The organism is Microbacterium sp. TWP3-1-2b2 (genome assembly GCF_049896145.1).
Classification (GTDB): domain Bacteria; phylum Actinomycetota; class Actinomycetes; order Actinomycetales; family Microbacteriaceae; genus Microbacterium.
In genome coordinates this window covers 1,550,583-1,565,651 of the sequence record NZ_JAFCTS010000001.1, presented here as the reverse complement: position 1 = coordinate 1,565,651, position 15,069 = coordinate 1,550,583, and the positions used below count along the sequence as shown (strand labels likewise).

At 65.9% G+C, this 15,069-nt stretch carries 15 protein-coding genes; 3 read left to right on the top strand and 12 right to left on the bottom strand.

From position 1 onward, the window contains the following. Positions 1-4: 4 nt before the first annotated feature. Genes phnK through phnG form a run of 5 tightly spaced genes read right to left on the bottom strand, consistent with a single transcriptional unit; the run spans position 5 to position 3,945 of the window. Positions 5-817 (bottom strand): phosphonate C-P lyase system protein PhnK, encoded by an 813-nt coding sequence (gene phnK / locus ACP7AR_RS07835; RefSeq protein WP_426184441.1) that lies wholly within the window; start codon positions 815-817, stop codon positions 5-7. Beyond that, positions 814-1,710, bottom strand: coding sequence for an alpha-D-ribose 1-methylphosphonate 5-phosphate C-P-lyase PhnJ (locus ACP7AR_RS07830; RefSeq protein WP_426184439.1), 897 nt, complete (start codon positions 1,708-1,710; stop codon positions 814-816). Before ACP7AR_RS07830 ends, phnK begins: the two co-directional genes overlap by 4 nt. Next, the gene (locus tag ACP7AR_RS07825) at positions 1,707-2,825 is read right to left on the bottom strand and encodes a carbon-phosphorus lyase complex subunit PhnI (RefSeq protein ID WP_426184437.1); all 1,119 of its coding nucleotides are present in this window, start codon (positions 2,823-2,825) and stop codon (positions 1,707-1,709) included. The genes ACP7AR_RS07830 and ACP7AR_RS07825 overlap by 4 nt, the downstream gene beginning before the upstream one ends. Continuing rightward, positions 2,825-3,463 (bottom strand): phosphonate C-P lyase system protein PhnH, encoded by a 639-nt coding sequence (phnH, locus tag ACP7AR_RS07820; RefSeq protein WP_426184435.1) that lies wholly within the window; start codon positions 3,461-3,463, stop codon positions 2,825-2,827. The genes ACP7AR_RS07825 and phnH overlap by 1 nt, the downstream gene beginning before the upstream one ends. Continuing rightward, positions 3,460-3,945, bottom strand: a complete 486-nt coding sequence (phnG, locus tag ACP7AR_RS07815; RefSeq protein WP_426184433.1) for a phosphonate C-P lyase system protein PhnG — start codon at positions 3,943-3,945, stop codon at positions 3,460-3,462. Before phnG ends, phnH begins: the two co-directional genes overlap by 4 nt. A gap of 175 nt (positions 3,946-4,120) precedes the next feature. Here phnG and phnF point away from each other — a divergent pair, with 175 nt between their 5' ends. Both phnF and ACP7AR_RS07805 read left to right on the top strand, forming a co-directional pair. Further along, the gene (gene phnF, locus ACP7AR_RS07810) at positions 4,121-4,873 is read left to right on the top strand and encodes a phosphonate metabolism transcriptional regulator PhnF (protein ID WP_426184431.1); all 753 of its coding nucleotides are present in this window, start codon (positions 4,121-4,123) and stop codon (positions 4,871-4,873) included. A 112-nt stretch (positions 4,874-4,985) separates the two neighbouring features. Then, positions 4,986-6,755 carry a Na+/H+ antiporter gene (locus ACP7AR_RS07805; protein WP_426184429.1) on the top strand — a complete coding sequence of 590 codons (1,770 nt, stop codon included), beginning with the start codon at positions 4,986-4,988 and terminating at the stop codon, positions 6,753-6,755. Between the two features lie 18 nt (positions 6,756-6,773). Here ACP7AR_RS07805 and ACP7AR_RS07800 read toward each other — a convergent pair whose 3' ends face one another. Further along, entirely contained in the window at positions 6,774-8,426 is a 1,653-nt protein-coding gene (locus ACP7AR_RS07800) for a thiamine pyrophosphate-binding protein (RefSeq protein ID WP_426184427.1), read from the bottom strand. A gap of 149 nt (positions 8,427-8,575) precedes the next feature. On the opposite strand from ACP7AR_RS07800, the gene ACP7AR_RS07795 reads away from it, so the two are divergent. Further along, the gene (locus tag ACP7AR_RS07795; RefSeq protein ID WP_426184425.1) at positions 8,576-9,085 is read left to right on the top strand and encodes a phosphoribosyltransferase; all 510 of its coding nucleotides are present in this window, start codon (positions 8,576-8,578) and stop codon (positions 9,083-9,085) included. 65 nt (positions 9,086-9,150) lie between these two features. On the opposite strand, the gene ACP7AR_RS07790 is transcribed toward ACP7AR_RS07795, so the two are convergent. From ACP7AR_RS07790 to ACP7AR_RS07765, 6 genes are all read right to left on the bottom strand, one after another. Further along, entirely contained in the window at positions 9,151-10,002 is an 852-nt protein-coding gene (locus ACP7AR_RS07790) for a carbohydrate ABC transporter permease (RefSeq protein ID WP_426184423.1), read from the bottom strand. Further along, positions 9,999-10,934 (bottom strand): carbohydrate ABC transporter permease, encoded by a 936-nt coding sequence (locus tag ACP7AR_RS07785; protein ID WP_426184421.1) that lies wholly within the window; start codon positions 10,932-10,934, stop codon positions 9,999-10,001. The genes ACP7AR_RS07790 and ACP7AR_RS07785 overlap by 4 nt, the downstream gene beginning before the upstream one ends. Positions 10,935-10,993: 59 nt before the next feature. Then, positions 10,994-12,310, bottom strand: coding sequence for an extracellular solute-binding protein (locus ACP7AR_RS07780; protein ID WP_426184419.1), 1,317 nt, complete (start codon positions 12,308-12,310; stop codon positions 10,994-10,996). A gap of 68 nt (positions 12,311-12,378) precedes the next feature. Beyond that, a complete protein-coding gene (locus ACP7AR_RS07775; RefSeq protein WP_426184417.1) occupies positions 12,379-13,071 on the bottom strand; it encodes a PIG-L deacetylase family protein in 693 nt (230 codons plus the stop codon). After that, positions 13,068-14,054, bottom strand: coding sequence for a GNAT family N-acetyltransferase (locus ACP7AR_RS07770; RefSeq protein WP_426184415.1), 987 nt, complete (start codon positions 14,052-14,054; stop codon positions 13,068-13,070). The genes ACP7AR_RS07775 and ACP7AR_RS07770 overlap by 4 nt, the downstream gene beginning before the upstream one ends. A 124-nt stretch (positions 14,055-14,178) precedes the next feature. Then, positions 14,179-15,036, bottom strand: a complete 858-nt coding sequence (locus ACP7AR_RS07765) for a MurR/RpiR family transcriptional regulator (protein ID WP_426184413.1) — start codon at positions 15,034-15,036, stop codon at positions 14,179-14,181. Between the last annotated feature and the right edge of the window lie 33 nt (positions 15,037-15,069).

Sequence of the window (15,069 nt, the reverse complement as noted above, 5' to 3'; positions counted from 1 at the left end):
TGTTTCATCCCTGGAGGATCGAGGAGACGAGCAGTTGGGTGTACGCGGCCTGCGGATCGTCGAGCACGCGGTCTGTCAGGCCGGACTCGACGACGGCGCCGTCCTTCATGACCAGTGTGCGATGGGAGATGAGGCGCGCGACGGCGAGGTCGTGCGTGACGATCACGACGGCGAGACCGAGTTCGGTGACGAGCGAGCGGATCAGGTCGAGCAGGCGAGCCTGGACGGAGACGTCCAGTCCGCTGGTCGGCTCGTCCATGAACACGAGCCGCGGTCCGAAGACGAGGTTTCGCGCGATCTGCACCCGTTGCCGCATCCCGCCCGAGAACCTCGACGGAGAGTCGTCGATGCGCTCGGCCGGGATCTCCACGCGTCCGAGCCACGTCTCCGCCTCGGCCCGGATGCTCCCGTAGTTCCGCCAGCCGTTCGCCATCAACGGTTCGCCGACGTTGCCGCCTGCGCTGACATGCATCCGAAGCCCGTCGGCGGCGTTCTGGTGCACGAACCCCCACTCGGTGCGCCACAACCGGCGCACCTCGCGCTCACTCAGCGTCGCGAGATCGAGCAGTTCGTGTTCGGCGCCGTCCGGGCGCGCAGCGACGCCTTCCGGTGCGGTCAGATAGCTGATCCGGCCCTCATCCGCCCTGAGCCGCTGCGACAGCATCCCCAGCAGCGTCGACTTGCCGGATCCTGATTCTCCGACGACCGCGAGCACCTCGCCCGGCCACAGATCGAAGCTGACGTCACGGCATCCGAACCGGTCGCCATAGCGATGGCCGGCGGAGTCGACGCTCAGCAGCGGAGTCTCGTCGGTCATGCGTTCATCTCCGTGTCGTTGCGCTCGGCGTTCTCGATGTGCGTGTTCGCGGCAGCTGTGCGCTCGCAATGATCCGTGTCTGAGCACACGTACATCGCTCCGCCGCTGTCGTCCATGATGACCTCGTCCAGGTACACCCCTCGGGAGCCGCAGATCTCACACGGCTGTTCGAAGCGCTGCGGTTCGAAGGGAAAGTCCTCGAATCCGAGGCTCACCACATCGGTGTACGGCGGGATCGCGTAGATGCGCTTCTCACGGCCCGCACCGAACAGCTGCATGGCGGGGCTCTGGTGCATCTTCGGGTTGTCGAAGCTCGGAATGGGTGACGGGGCCATCACATAGCGCCCGTGCACCAGCACCGGATAGTCGTAGGTCTTGGCGATGTGCCCGTACCGGGCGATGTCCTCGTAGAGCTTGACGTACATGAGGCCGTACTCCTCGAGCGCATGCATCCGGCGCGTCTCCGTCTCGCGCGGCTCCAGGAAGCGCAGCGGCTCAGGGATCGGCACCTGGTACACGAGGATCTGCCGTTCGGCCAGGGGCGTCTCGGGAATGCGGTGCCGTGTCTGAATGATGGTCGCCTCATCCGTGCGTGTCGTGCTGGCAGCGCCGGCGACACGTTCGAAGAACTGTCGGATCGACACGGCGTTGGTGGTGTCGTCGGCGCCCTGGTCGATCACCTTCAGTGTGTCTGCGGATCCGATCACCGAGGCGGTGACCTGCACGCCCCCGGTTCCCCAGCCGCGCGGCATGGGCACCTCACGTGACGCGAACGGCACCTGGAAGCCGGGGATGGCGATCCCTTTGAGCAACGCCCTGCGGACGACCCGCTTGGTCTGCTCGTCGAGGTATCCCTCGTTGTAGACGATGCGCGGGGCTGTGCCGGCGTTCATGCTCGGGCTCCCTGATCGGCGTCGGACGTGACATCAGACGACTCGGCGTGACGTTCCTCGAACTCGGCGCGGAGGCGCCGGATGAGCCCGAGCTCCGCCTGGAAGTCGACGTAGTGCGGGAGTTTGAGATGTTCGACGAATCCGGTGGCCTGCACGTTGTCGGCGTGCGAGATCACGAACTCCTCGTCCTGTGCGGGCGATACGACGCGCTCATCGAACTCCTCGCGACGCAACGCGCGGTCCACGAGCGACATGGACATGGCCTTGCGCTCAGCGCGACCGAACGCGAGGCCGTAGCCTCGGGTGAACTGCGGCGCCTGCTCGGCGCTGCCGACGAACTGGTTGACCATCTGGCATTCGGTCACCTCGATCCGTCCGATCGGCACGGCATGACCGATCTCGGGCACGTCGAGCTCTATCTCGACCTCGCCGACGCGCACCTCGCCGACGAAGGGGTGGTTGTTGCCGAAGCCGCGCTGGGTCGAGTATCCGAGTGACAGCAGGAACCCCTCGTCGCCCCGGCTGAGGGCCTGCAGCCGCAGTGCCCGGCTCATCGGGAAGACGGTCGGCTCTCTGGTCAGATCCCCCGGGTCGGGATCGGTCCAGCCCTCGGCAGGGCGATCCGGTTCGATCAGTGCGTCGATGCCGAGCAGATCGGTGACGCGCGGCATCGGCTCCTCGGCGACAGATTCCGCGGTGGGGATGTCTGGCGTCTCGAGCTCGTCGGCGAGCAGCCGGTGCGTGTAGTCGAACGTCGCGCCGAGCTGCTGGCCGCCGGGCAGGTCCTTGAACGTCGCCGACACCCGTCGCTCTGAGGGCAGCCCTGCGGTGTCGATCGCGAGCGTGTGGCCGAAACGGGGCAGCGTGGTGCGGTAGGAACGCAGCAGCGTGACGGCCTCGAGAACATCGCCCTGCGCTTGAAGCAGCGCTTTCGCGGCCAGATCGGGGTCGTAGAGCGAGCCTTCGGTCATGACCCGGGCGACGAGGACCCCCATCTGATCGCGCATCTGCGTGTGATCGATGCGTGCTGCATCCGACGCGCCGCGACCGCGCTTGGCGAGAAGTGCGTGCGCATTGGCGATCGCCTTCTCGCCTCCCTTGACGGCAACGTACATCAGGCGCTCCTTCGATCGAGGTCGTGGTGGGATCCGCCGGTGAGGACGGTCGTTCTCGGCAGGCCGCGCACCGTTGACTGCTCGGCGACGATGAGGTCGATGCCGCGCGGATACAGCGCGCGGTTCTCCTGCCACTGGGGGAGGAAGCCGGCCGGCAGCCCTGCGCCGTCCCACTGCGAGGATTCGCGGATGCCTGGACCAGAGGCGGTCAGGGCGCCGATGCCTGCACTGGCGCGGGCATCGATGATGAGCGTCGCTGACGTGTGCGGTTCTTCGTCGGTTCCCCGCCGCAACTCGGCGAGCGCAGGAGCGGTCTCCGGTGAGGAGGCGATCACGAACAGTGCCTCCGCCGCAGACCGGACGATGCGGGCTCCTGTGTGAAATGCGATCCAAGCGCTGACCTCTGGCGTGGTGCGCAGCACGTCGTCGAGCCAGATGGGTGTCTGCTCGTCGCACAGTGTCAGGATGACCGCACCGGCCGTCGCTCCCAGCGGATGCGGCGGGTCGACGACGGCGTCGACGACCTGCGGCGCGGTCGGCCGTGCGAGCGCTTCGAGCACGGCACGGAAGACGCGCTGGGCGTCGTGTACGGGGCTGGCGAATCCGGGTGTGTGGTTCTGCGCTGTCAGCGTGCTCATTCGTGCTCCCTTGCGACGGTGAAGAAGTCGACGACGGTGCTGCGTGCATCTGCCCGGACGGCGGCGTCCCGAGTGCGCTGGCCGCGCTCAAGAGGCTCGATCACGTCTGTGAGCACGCGCGCACGCTGCTGCGGGGCACACAGGAGCGCATCGAAGACAGCCGCGAGTCCCGCATGATCGGGATGGCTGCCCAGTACGTAGGAGGTGCCGCTCACACCGTCGACCCCCTCGCCGCGAAGCATCACTGTGGCCCTGGCCACGGTCGCCTCACCCAGGTTGAACCGATCGCCCGTGCCGCCGACGCGCCCTTGGACCATCACGAGTCCGGCCTCAGGTCCGCGCAGATAAGTGACTTCGGGCTGGTCCTTCCACTGCGCCCACAGCGTGGCGAGTTCGTCGATCGACGCGTTGGCGAGCACACGGGCAGCGCGTCGACGTTCGTCGACCGCGACCTCGCGAGCCGTGCCATCGGTTGCGGTCACGATGCGTTGTCCTTCACGTTCGACTCCTTCAAGTTATCTACTTATCTAGACAACTAGATCGTAGGTCGGTATGGTCGAGAAGGAAAGAGCGCAGGGGCAACACCGGCGCACGAATCGATGAACATCCGGTGAATCAGGGTCGCTCGACCCGAAGCCCGATCACAGAAGGAGCGCGATGACGACCCCTGACCCGGTCACCCGATCGAGCAGCGGCTACTCTGCGTGGCGCCTGATCACGGAAGAGCTGCGCGGTGAGATCTCCGACCGCCGCCTGCGACCCGGCGACCGGCTGCCGACCGAGCACGCGATCGCCGAGCGCTACGGCGTCAATCGCCACACCGCCCGCCAAGCCATTGCAGCGCTCGCGGAGGACGGCCTCATCGAGTCGCGACGGGGGAGCGGCACCTTCGTGACCGGCGAGGCTGTGCTGGTGCACCGGATCGGCTTGCGCACTCGGATGGTACGCAGCCTCGGTGATGAGGGGAGGTCCCGATCGAAGAGCCGCGTGCTGCACAGCACGACCGAGACGGCCCCGGAAGACGTCGCGCGTCGACTCGGTCTGACGGATGGGGACGTGGTCAGGATCGAGAGCACGCGGTCGGCGGACGGCCAGCCGATCTCTGTCGGCACGCATTGGTTCGCCGCCGAGCGCCTGCCCGACATCGCCGATTCGCTTCGGCGCACCGGATCGATCACTGCGGCCCTCGGCATGCACGGCATCGACGACTACGTCCGCGCGTCGACCGTCGTCGGTGCACGCCATGCCACGGCAGCGGAGACGGAGGTTCTCGCGATCCGGCCCGGCGCGATCGTGCTGGTCGCCGAGGCGCTGGACACACTTCCCGACGGCACGCCGCTGCAGTATCTGGTGACGCGCTTCGCAGCACAGCGCGTGCGTCTGGAGATCGAGCCGCCGCATCCGGACTGACCGGCGAGCCTGCCTCGATTACATCTGTTGCAGAGGGAATACCGGGAGCACAATGGATGCTGTGTTCTGAGCGCGTTCGCGGCTCGGCCCGCGAGGCAGATGAGGTGGTCGCATGGAAGGTCTCGAGATCACGGTCCTGCTCGGGCTGACGATTCTGGTCGGCACGATGCTGGCTCCGCGTCTGCGATTGGCGTTGCCTCTGGTACTCGTGGTGTTCGGTCTGCTGCTCGGATTCGTGCCAGCGCTGCGCGAGGTGCAGCTGCCGCCGGAGACGGTGCTGCTGCTCTTCCTGCCGGTGATGCTGTTCTGGGAGAGCCTGACGACGTCGCTGCGCTCCATCCGCCGGGACTTCCGGTACATCCTTCCGATGAGCACGCTGCTCGTCGTCGCGTCAGCGTTCGCGGTAGCCGGGGTGGCGGTGCTGTTCGGGATGCCGTGGGAGATCGCGCTCATCCTCGGCGCCGCAGTCGCACCACCCGACGCCACTGCCGTCGCCGCACTCGGGCGGTTGCTGCCGCAGCGCGCCTTCATGAAGCTGAAGGCCGAGAGCCTCACGAATGACGGTACGGCGCTCGTGCTCTACGCGATCGCTGTCTCGCTTGCCGTCGGCGGCAACGTCACACCTCTCTCGGTCACCTGGACAGTCGTCGTGTCCTACCTCGGCGGCGTCGCCGTCGGGGCTCTTGTCGCCGCGGCCGCCTGGCTGGTGTTGCAGCGGGTTCGGAAGACGATGACCATCAACGTGACGATGCTGCTCGTGCCCTTCGTCGCCTTCCTGCTCGCCGAGATGATCCACGCCTCCGGTGTGCTCGCCGTGGTGGTGGCCGGTCTCATCGCGGCCTACCTCGGTCCTCGGATCACGACGGCGGCCTCACGGCGCCAGTCGGAGGCGGTCTGGCCGTTCGGCGTCTTCCTGCTCAACGGTGCCCTCTTCGTGCTGATCGGCCTCGAGGTGCAATGGGTCGTGCACCAGACATCCCTGCGCATGATCGGATGGCTCGTGCTGACGACGATCGCGGTATGGGTGACGCTTCTGGTGGTCCGCTTCGGCTTCCAGCTGCTGTCCGTGCCCTTCCAGAGATTCGGCGGAGCGGGTGCCGCCGCGCATCCCCGCGGGCTTCGTACCCGAGCGCAGATCGTCAGCACCGTCGCCGGTATGCGTGGTGCAGTCTCGCTCGCGATCGCTCTCTCCGTGCCGCTGACCGCTTCCGACGGCTCGACGCTGGCAGGACGCGACGAGATCATCTTCGTCACCGCCGGCGTGATCATGCTCAGCCTGCTGGTGCAGGGGCCACTGCTGCCCGCCGTCGTGCGGTGGGCGGGATTCCCCGTCGACCACGCAGCCGACGAGGAGTACGACCTCGCCGAGCGCGCGATCTCCGGCGCCGCGATGGCGGCGCTGGATTCGCTCGCCTCCGAGCACGGGGTCAGCGACGAGGTTCGTGATCGTGTGCGCCGCGACGGTTACGAGATGCTCGAGTTGGCGAACGCACGCGCGTTGGCGAGGGAACGGGCGCTGATCGACGCAGAGGTGGGGGCGATGGAGGATCTGCTGGACGCCCCTGATCCGCTCGCGGCGGATACGGCGGCCGACACGGTTCTCGATCCGATCGGCGGCGTCGGTGGTGCGACGGAGGAACTCTCCGACGGCACGACTCTGCAGATGGTGGCGACGTCTGCTGATGTCGATGTCCTGCAGCGCTCGCCCATCATCCGGCACGAGGAGTACGCCCGTCTCAAGCTCGCGGTCCTCGAGCACAAACGCGAGGTGCTGCATGGACTGCGGCGCGCGGGCACGGTCGACGATCTCGTCGTGCGCAGCATCTCCGCACGCCTCGATCTCGAGCAGGTGCGCGTGCAGGGCATCGAGCAGGTCGATTGACCCGTCCAGCGCTGCTGATCAGGAGTTCACCCGGATGATCTCCTGCTGATACGGCGCGACGACGGCGCCTGAGATGCGCAGATCGAGAAGCAGGAACCGCCGGGTCGCCGGGTCTTCGGCGGCCCATTCGCCCAGCCGGTCGAGGTCATCGAGCGTGCGCACCACCACGCCCTCGCCGCCCACCGCCGTGACGAACGCGGCGAAATCGACCTCCGGGATGCGCATCGGCTCTTCGGCGAGACCTTTCAGACCGTACAGGTGGACCTCGGCGCCGTAGGCGGCATCGTTCCAGATCACCGCGCAACCGTGGCCGCCGGCAGCACGCACCGCCGATTCGAGATCAGCGATCGCCATCAGGCCGCCGCCGTCTCCGGATGTCAGCACGATCGTCGACTCCGGCTTCGCTCTCGTGGCCCCGACGACGCTCGGCCAGCCCTGGCCGATGGCCTGGAACGCCGTGCCGATCATCATCATGCGGTCCGGCGCGGAGACCGGCCAGTACATGTTGGCCCAGCCGATGAAGTGTCCGCCGTCGGAGACGACGACCCTGTCCTCCGGAAGGAGCTCAGCGATGCGCCTGGCTGCCGAGCGTGGGTCGAGCCGGCCGTCGGGGGCCAGATCGTCTCCGGCATCGTAGGAACGGGCCGCCTCGATGTCGACGGATTCTCGCCAGGGCCCGTGCACGGTGGACACTGTGCTCACTCGCGCTGCGAGCTCTTCTGCCACGATCCTCGCGTCACCGCGGACGAAACCGCCGACGTGCGCATGCGTCGCGGCCGGGGCGACATCGACCTGGAACACCCGCGTGCCAGGGGCGAACAGTTCACCGAAGCGCATCGTGAACTGATTCAGCGAGGCGCCGAAGACGACGGCCACATCGGCCTGCCGCACCAGCTGCATGGCGCCTTCGGCGCCGAAGCCACCCGAGACGCCGAGGTCGTACTCCGCTGCGGGGAAGACACCGCGGCCGAGCGCCGTGGACGCCGTCAGTGCCCCTGTCGCCTCGGCAAGCGCACCCAGCGCGTCCCCGGCGCCGGCCAGCCAGGCGCCTCGGCCGGCCAGGAGGAACGGCCGCTTCGCCTCGCGCAGCGCCGCAACGATGTCATCCAGCATCCCGTCGGCGAACTCGCCTCTCGGGTGAAGCGGCGCGGGGATGCGGGGCGCGGGGGCGGGCGGCACCGGCCCAGCCTCGAGCGCGGCGACGTCATACGGGATCGCGAGTACGACGGGCACACGATAGGTGAGAGCGTGCTCGATCGCGATGATCGTGGTCGCCGCGGCATCCGCTCGTCCGACCGTGTACGTCCGCGCGCCCACGGCCGAAGCGAGCGCGATCTGATCGACGTCCCATGGGCGCGGGCCGGAGGTGGGCTCGTCGCCCACCACGAGCACGAGCGGCACATGCGCCTGCACTGCCTCCGCGAGCGCGGTCAGGGTGTTCGTGAACCCGGCGCCGTAGGTGGTGGTGGCGGCGGCGATCCTCCCGGACGCGCGGTGATGGGCATCGGCGGCGACGACCGCGCCCTGCTCGTGGCGCACGGCGGTGAACTCCACCGGCGTCTGGCGCTCGAGCGCGTCGAGGAAGTGGGCGTTGCCGTTGCCCATCACACCGAAGACGGCGTCGATGTGCTGAGCGAGAGTGAGGGCGACGTGAGCGGAGACAGTGGGCATGGGGAATGCCTTTCGAGACGACGGATCGATTCCGTGTGTGTCTCGCTTCGCGCGACATCGCGGCGAATGCTTCGTGCCCCTTTTTCGGGCACCGGCGCCCCTTTTCGAGGCAATCCGGACATCGACGATTCTAACGGCAGAATAGACGCATGACGGATGCTGCGATCGAACGCGAGACACTCACCTGGGACGGCTTCGGAGCAGCGACGCGAGACCTCGCGCGCAGCATCGTCGCCAGCGGATTCGAGCCGGAGGTCGTCGTCGCGATCGCCCGCGGTGGGCTGCTGCCCGCAGGAGCGATCGCCTACGGGCTGGGCGCGAAGAACTGCGGAGCGATCAACGTGGAGTTCTACACCGGCATCGGCACGGTCCTGGATGCGCCGGAGGTGCTGCCGCCCGAACTCGACATGGCCTACCTCGATGGGCGTCGCGTGCTGCTGGTCGACGACGTCGCCGACTCGGGGCGCACGCTGGCGCTGGCCGTGGAGTTGCTGCAGGCCAAGGGCGCCGAAGTACGGTCTGCGACGATCTACACGAAGCCGTCGACGATCATCCAGCCCGATTACGCGTGGAAGGACACCGATCTCTGGATCAATTTCCCCTGGTCGTTCCAGGGCACGGTGCGCGAAGAAGACCTGGGGCTGCCGCCGACGGCGTGACGGTCGAAAGATCGTTCTGGGCCTGGTCGGCAACGACTTGTCATGGATCTTCGACAGTACGCAGATCAGCCCTTGACTCCACTCGCCGCAATACCAGCCACGAATACACGCTGGGTAACCAGGAACACCAGCAGAGTCGGCAGCGAAGCGATGACCGCACCAGCGAGCACGACGTTCTGATACTCGAAGCTCATCGTGTACGACATGAGCCGGTTCAGCGTCAGCACCACGGGGTACAGCGCTTCGGATTTCAGGATCGACAGCGGCCACAAGAAGTTGTTCCAGGCATATACGAACATGAACACGGCAAGCGTCACGATCGCCGGCTTCAGAAGCGGCACGACGAACTGCCAGACGATCCTGAACTCTCCGGCGCCGTCCACGCGCGCTGCTTCGATCAGCTCATCAGGGATGTCCTGGATGAACTGCCGCATCAGGAAGATGCCGAAGGCGTTCGCGAGCCATGGCAGCAGTACGCCCAGATACGTGTCAGACAGCCCCATGCTGGAAACGAGGTAGAACAACGGGACGATCGTCACGATAGGCGGGAGGAACATCGTGGCGATGATCGCCCAGAACAGTGCGTCACGACCGCGGAATTGGTGTTTGGCGAAGACGTACCCGGCGAGGATGCTCGTCACCAGTACGGAGATCGTCGCCCCACCGGCGATGATGATGCTGTTGAGCATCGACTGGAAGAACGGCACCGCCGTAAGCGCGGTGATGGTCGGCTCCAGCGTCGGTGTCGAGGGGAACCAAGTCGGCGGAATCTGGGAGAATTCGGCAGGCGTCTTCACCGCTGAGATGAGCAACCAGTACAGCGGAAAGAGCGGAATCAGCGCGATGATCGCGAGTAGGACGTACTGGAGCGTCTTTCCGAGCTGGCGTCGGACGGTGGTGGAGGAGGCGGCGCTCATCGCTTGCGTCCCTTCATGATGATTCCGAGAACTCCGCCGATGGCAACGATCATCAGGAAGAGCGAGACGGCCAGGGCAGAGGATTCTCCAGCCATTCCGTATTGGAAGGCCGAACGCTGGATTTCGAATCCCACGACGTTGGTCGAATTCGCTGGTCCCCCCTGCGTGAGCAGGTAGATCGGGTCAAAGACTTGGATCGAGTTGACGAACGTCATCAGAACGACGAAGACGAGCGACGGACGCAGCAGGGGGATCGTGATCGACCAGGTCTGTCGGATGAGGCCGGCGCCGTCGATACGGGCCGCCTCATACAGCTCTTCATTTATCTGCGTGAGACCTGCGATGAGAAGGATGACGTAGTAGCCGAGCATCTGCCACACATTGAAGATCACCAGCGACAGGAGCGCCCACTGCGGATCGCTCAGCCAGCCGGGGGGTGTCAGGCCGATGGCGGTGACCATCGCGCTGAGGGGGCCGTACCCGGGAGAGTAGATGTTTCCCCAGATGATGACGATCGCGATCGTCGGTATGACGTACGTCGCGAAGAGCAACGTCCGCACGACGCCCTTTCCCTTCAGCTTGGGGAAGTAGAGCAGCAGCGCGATCAGCAGCGCGAGCGGAATGGTGATCAGGACCGAGAGGCCGACATAGACTCCAGTGTTCGCGATCGCCTGCATACGCGAGGCGTCGCCGAGCAGCCGCGCGTAGTTGTCGAGGCCCACGAAGGTCATGTCGGTGATCGAGGTGAACATGGACCACTTGTTGAGGCTGATCCAGATCGTCATCAGCATCGGGATGACTGTGAAGACGCCGATCACGATCATGGCAGGGCTGAGGAACAGCGCCGACCATTTCGCGGTCTTGTTGCGTCGTCGACGAATCGGCGGGGGCGGGGCGGCGGAGAGCGTGGTCGTTGTCGTGGCGGTCGTCACGGGATGTGCCTTTCAGACGGATGCGGGGCTCCGGCACGGAGCCCCGCGTCACTGTCGGGTTACTGCTGGGCGGCTGCGAGAGCGGCGTCGACGTCGCGGGCGGCGTTCTCCATCGCCGTCTTCGCGTCGACCTGCCCGTTCAGTAGCGCTTCGAGCTGGACCTGCAGGGCGTCGGTGGCCGCAGGACCGCCGAGCACCGTCGGGAACGGCGTCGCGGCATCCAGCGCCTCGACGTAGGTCGACAGGAACGGCGTGCCGAGTGTGTCGGCGTGCGCTTCGATGTCGGAGCTGCGCGTCGGCATGATGCCCATCGAGATGAGGATGTCGCCCATCGCTGAAGAACCGTTCTCGCCGGAGTCCGCACCGTTCAGGTAGCTGAGGAACTGCCACGCGGCATCCTGCTTCGCTTCGTCGGCCTTGCTGTTGACGATTGTCATCCACGAGTACGAGATCGAACTCGACTCAGTGCCGCTGGGACCGACCGGGATCGGTGCCGTTGCGACCTCAGCGAACCGATCGCCCATGGCGTCCTTGAGGGAGCTCTCCCACCAGTTCGCCATGATGAGCATGCCGGTCTTGTCGTTGACGAAGTTGTCGAGGTACGGCCCCGTCGTGTTCGCGTTCGCTGTCGATTTCGAGGCGTCGGTCGAGCCCGCGTTCACCAGCGTCTCGTACAGCTCGGCGGTCTCGATCGCCTCCTCGCTGGTGAGATTCGACGCTGTGCCGTCCTCGTTGAGGAAGGTGCCGCCATTTGACGCGAGCAGCGAGAGGAACGGATGCACAGCGCCGCTGTTCCAGCCGGTGATGAAGCCGATTCCCTGCTGATCGCCGGTTGTGAGCTTCGCGGCATCGTCCACCAGGGCATCCCAATCGGCCGGAGCCTCGCTGATTCCTGCGGCTTCGAACAGGGCGGCGTTGTAGTTCAACGCGTAGAGATCGATCTCGTTGGGCACGCCGTACAGGTCGCCGCCGTTGCTTGCGGCCGTGACCACACCGCTCGGCCAGTTGGCGCTGACATCGTCGGCGACGTCGCCTGGCGCCTTGGCGGCGAGCCCGTCGCGCACGAGCTCAGGAAGCCAGGCGTCGTATGCCCCCACGATCGTCGGGCCGTTCGCGGAGGTGCCCTGGGTTCGCAGCGTCGAGAGCAGGTTGCCGAACGGCACTGACTGCACCGTGAGCTTGACGTCCGGGTGTTCGGCGGTGAATGCGTCCCCTGCGGCTTCGAGCATCGCTACCTGGTCAGGCCCCCAATGCGTCAGGAACGTGATCTCCTGGGTTCCGTCTCCGGATCCGGACTCTGTAGAGCCGGCGCAGCCGGACAGTGTCAGAGCGGCGACCACGCCGAGGCCTGTCGCTGCGAGGACTGTTTTCTTCATGGCATTCCTTCGTTGTCGGATGGTGTGTATCGGGTATCGGGTATCGGGTATCGGGTATCGGGTAGAACTCAGGGCCCTGCGAGGGCGAACTTCTCGGTGCCGGCGCTCTTGAACGCGGTCGCGCGCTGGGCGCCCACGAGGCATCCCTTCACCTGCATCAGCGCGGAGTAGTAGTCGATGAAGCGGAATCCATACGTCTCGCCGCGGGCGAAGGCGTGCTCCTGAATGCCGGTGCGCCACAGCTCGTATGCTTCATCGGGAATCTCGAAGAACGTGTCGGCTTCGAAGCCCTCCATGTCCTCCCAGTTCTCGGCGTGCAGGATCGTCGGGACTGAGTGCCGCTCGGCGTCTATCTCCTCGATAGGGATGGATGCGAGGAATGCTCCCCGCTCTGCGGCCTGCGCCGCGCGCTCGTGGTCGCGGTGCATGGAATGCAGCCAGTGGGTGATGAGGATGTCGGGTTTCGAATCGCGGATCACAGCGGCGATCTGCTCGGCCACCGCCTCATCATCCGGAAGGAAGCCGTCGGAGTAATCGAGCGTGATCAGCTCGGCGCCGATCGTGTCCGCGAAGAACTGCGCCTCGCGAACCTTCTGCTCGCGGTAGACGCTCGGCGCGATCGTCGGGTGCCCCCGCTCTCCGTAGGTGCAATCGATGATGATGGCGCGGCCGCCTTCGAGCACGACCTTCGCGAGTGTCGGCCCCGCGGTCAGTTCCATGTCTCCGATGTGGCCGCCGACGGCGACGACGGTCTTGGTCATTCTGAGTCTCCGATCTCTGCACGCAGGATGTCGAATGTGCGGGTCGCTGCGAAGCCGGTCTTCGCATAGAGTGCCGATGCGGTTGATCCTTCATCGGCCCAGAGGAACCAGGCGCTGTGGGCGCCGAGCGCTGTCATGCGCTCGAGAGTGAGGTGCAGCAGTACCTTGCCGAGACCGGTACCACGGCTCTCCGGCAGCACGCCGAACGGGCCGAAGCGCTCGACGACCGATTCGTAGGTGCCATGCATGGCCCAGCCGAGCACCGAGCCCTCCGGGCTCTTGGCGATGATGATGCGCTCAGTGGGCATGCCACCGACGACTGCCTCGCGGATCGCCCTGGCCCAGTCGGAATTGAACGAGTCACCGGCGATGCGGATCAGCGGCACGAGGTCGTCGTCATCCGGGGTACCCAGATACCACCCCTCGCCGCGAAGCGCATCGATGCGCTCGCGGACCTCTGACGGCATCTGATAACCGATCAGGGAACGATCCATCGCGCTCGGGTGCTCGACGCGAGTGAAGCCCATCGAAGCAAGCAGTGTGGATGCCTCGGGGTAGCGCTCGACGTCCAGGCCCGGCAGCACGTAGTTTGGCGTGTATGCCGAGAAGATGACCTCGCGGACTCCGTGGCCGCGCAGCCAGGCGAAAGCCTGCGTGATGAGTGCGCGACCGAGGCCGTGGCTGCGGTGGCTTGGCACGACGAAGAAGAACGGTATCCAACCGGTGGATGGCTCCAGGTCGTCGCCATCGTGTGCGACGCGACGGCGCACTGCATAGACGGCGCCGACGATCGCGCCCTGATCCTCTGCGATGAACAGGCCGTCCGCGTCGAAGTTTCGATCCAGAAGGATCAGGTTCCGCAGACGACGAGCTGTGATCCCGTCCTGTGGTGCAGATCTCGTCCATGCGTGGGCGAGTTCAGCGCCATCGCCGGATCGTAGGCTTCGCACCGTGGTGGTGCCGGGAAACTGCATCAACGTCATCGTCCTCTCGCCGGGTGAGTGACCTCAGTATGGCAAGAATGTTCAAAACTGTCGATACCAATGGAGATGATTTACATCACAGAAACATGACGATCCCCGAAGCCTCGATGCTCGGGCGAGGGCTTCAGTCCCGCAAGGCCCGAGTCGCCTCGCGAGTGCGCTGCAGGGCATCCACGGTCTCGGCGAAGCGGCGTTTCGCGACGCCGACGAACAGGCAGTCGACGAGGGCCAGCTGAGCGATACGGCTGACCATCGCCCCGGCTCTGAAAGTCGACTCACGAACTTCCGTGAATAGGGCGTGGTCGGCGGCACGGGCGAGAGGAGAGTCCTTGGCGGAAGTCACGGCGATCGTCGAAGCGCCGTTGCCTCCCGCTGTGCGCAAGAATCGCACAGTCTCGCCCGTGGTGCCGGAGTGTGAGAATCCGATCGCGACGGTCGGGCCCGCGTTCAACACGGTCGCGGCGATCGCCTCGTGCGGATCGGTGATCACGTGTGCGTTGCGGCCGACCCGCAGCAGTTTGTGCGCGAGGTCTTCTGCGACGAACTGACTGGCACCGATGCCGTAGAGCAGAATGCGTTCGGCGCCGTCGATGTCGGAGATGGCTGCGTCGAGCACTTCGAAGTCGAGTCTGCCCACGGTCTCCTCGATGGCGAGGAGTTCGAGGGCGGCCAGTTTCGACACGGCCTCGTGCAGGGAGTCCTCGTCGGAGATCTCGGAGCCGAACGCGCCTTTTGCCGAGAACTGTGCGGATTCCTTACCGAGCTCGGTCGCGAGCGCCATGCGCAAAGGAGCGTAACCGCTAAAGCCGATGGCGCGGCAGAATCGTACGACCGACGCGACGGACGTGCTGCACGCGTCAGCGAGCTCGTTTATCGTCATGTCGATGACGATCGGCGGGTTCTCACGGACGACCGCCGCGATGCGGGCAAGAGAGGGTGGAAGTGTCGAGGCAGCTGCTTCGATGGTCGACTGGATGCTCATCCGTGCTCCTCGGGGTAGGGGATTACAGTATGT

Bases quoted from the DNA above. Each gene is read 5' to 3' on its own strand.
- phnH (WP_426184435.1), bottom strand. From the start codon at position 3,463: ATGAGCACGCTGACAGCGCAGAACCACACACCCGGATTCGCCAGCCCC.
- ACP7AR_RS07805 (WP_426184429.1), top strand. From the start codon at position 4,986: ATGGAAGGTCTCGAGATCACGGTCCTGCTCGGGCTGACGATTCTGGTC.
- ACP7AR_RS07770 (WP_426184415.1), bottom strand. From the start codon at position 14,054: ATGACGTTGATGCAGTTTCCCGGCACCACCACGGTGCGAAGCCTACGA.
- ACP7AR_RS07795 (WP_426184425.1), top strand. From the start codon at position 8,576: ATGACGGATGCTGCGATCGAACGCGAGACACTCACCTGGGACGGCTTC.
- ACP7AR_RS07765 (WP_426184413.1), bottom strand. From the start codon at position 15,036: ATGAGCATCCAGTCGACCATCGAAGCAGCTGCCTCGACACTTCCACCC.
- ACP7AR_RS07775 (WP_426184417.1), bottom strand. From the start codon at position 13,071: ATGACCAAGACCGTCGTCGCCGTCGGCGGCCACATCGGAGACATGGAA.
- phnK (WP_426184441.1), bottom strand. From the start codon at position 817: ATGACCGACGAGACTCCGCTGCTGAGCGTCGACTCCGCCGGCCATCGC.
- ACP7AR_RS07825 (WP_426184437.1), bottom strand. From the start codon at position 2,825: ATGTACGTTGCCGTCAAGGGAGGCGAGAAGGCGATCGCCAATGCGCAC.
- phnF (WP_426184431.1), top strand. From the start codon at position 4,121: ATGACGACCCCTGACCCGGTCACCCGATCGAGCAGCGGCTACTCTGCG.
- ACP7AR_RS07830 (WP_426184439.1), bottom strand. From the start codon at position 1,710: ATGAACGCCGGCACAGCCCCGCGCATCGTCTACAACGAGGGATACCTC.
- ACP7AR_RS07790 (WP_426184423.1), bottom strand. From the start codon at position 10,002: ATGAGCGCCGCCTCCTCCACCACCGTCCGACGCCAGCTCGGAAAGACG.
- ACP7AR_RS07800 (WP_426184427.1), bottom strand. From the start codon at position 8,426: ATGCCCACTGTCTCCGCTCACGTCGCCCTCACTCTCGCTCAGCACATC.
- ACP7AR_RS07780 (WP_426184419.1), bottom strand. From the start codon at position 12,310: ATGAAGAAAACAGTCCTCGCAGCGACAGGCCTCGGCGTGGTCGCCGCT.